Source organism: Neisseria sp. P0019.S003, from assembly GCF_051957115.1.
Lineage (GTDB): Bacteria > Pseudomonadota > Gammaproteobacteria > Burkholderiales > Neisseriaceae > Neisseria > Neisseria flavescens_D.
Genome location: NZ_JBQCWT010000094.1, coordinates 1 through 443 on the forward strand (window position 1 = coordinate 1; position 443 = coordinate 443).

Sequence of the window (443 nt, forward strand, 5' to 3'; positions counted from 1 at the left end):
GCATTACGGCTGGTTCACCTCGCCGCTACGTCGCGCCGCCGACTACATCAACCAAAAACAACTCCTCAGCCTGATAGACGACACCGCCGAACCGCTCTTCCAACAAAGCGATGCCGAACTCTTCGCCGCCCTGCGCGATTTCGACACCGCCTATGCCGCCTACGCCGATTTCCAACGGCAGATGGAAGCCTACTGGAGCCTCGTGTACCTGCAACAGCAAGGCACAAGCGAGCTGACCGCGACCATCCTAAAAGAAGACCTCGTCCGCATCGAAGGCCTGCCGCTGGTAACCCGCGCCACCGGCATCCCGTTCGACGCGCTACCCAAATCGCAAGTCCTGCTCAAAATCACCGAGCTTGATCCCGAAAAGCAGTTTATCGCGCTGAACTATGTAAAAGCTGTCGCTCCTGTGGTTGCGTAAGTTTGCCGTCATGAAAAAAGGT

At 57.1% G+C, this 443-nt stretch carries 1 pseudogene; it reads left to right on the top strand.

Features of this window, described 5'->3' with window-relative positions:
* A pseudogene (locus ACTHTS_RS11255) lies at positions 1 to 421 on the top strand (RNB domain-containing ribonuclease); the annotation flags it as partial.
* Positions 422 to 443: the final 22 nt, after the last annotated feature.